Annotated in this window: 1 pseudogene; it reads left to right on the forward strand. The window is 55.7% G+C overall.

Annotation, left to right across the window (positions count from 1 at the left end):
- Positions 1 to 152: 152 nt before the first annotated feature.
- A pseudogene (locus tag HMPREF2757_RS11375) lies at positions 153 to 592 on the forward strand (IS256 family transposase); the annotation flags it as partial.

A 592-nucleotide genomic window follows, 5' to 3' on the forward strand; every position in this document is an offset into this window, starting at 1 on the left:
GGGTTAAGTAAAGAAAAGTGTGTCCGCATGCCACCATAACCCCAGACCACACACCACAAATCACCAAAGAATAGCTCCCCGAAAGCTATTACCCACACCATCCCGCACCTCCGGCCACATTTGTGCTAACCGCACACCGGTTGGATTAAAGGATGACCACCAACCGCCCCAGCTGCCCACTATGCGGCAACAACACAAAGAAAAACGGCACCACCAGCAAATCAACCACCCGTTGGCGCTGCACCCACTGCGGACACTCCTTTACCCGCAACACCCAAACCCACAACAAAAATACCGCCACCATGGCTTTGTTCATCCAATGGGCCACCGGCACCCAATCTCTAACCACCTTCGCCGCACACCATGGCGTAACCAGGCAAACCATGCACCACCGATTCCGATGGTGCTGGTGGATCATCCCCACACCCACCATCGACTCATTCCGCATCCATGACCAAATCTTCCTCGACGCGACCTATCTAAAGTCCGGATGCCTCCTGATCGCAGCCAGTAAAACCCACGTCATCAACTGGACCTGGGCCAGACACGAAACCACCGCCGCCTACACCGAACTCCTACGCCCCATTGCCGC

It is taken from the genome of Brevibacterium sp. HMSC063G07 (assembly GCF_001810665.1).
Classification (GTDB): domain Bacteria; phylum Actinomycetota; class Actinomycetes; order Actinomycetales; family Brevibacteriaceae; genus Brevibacterium.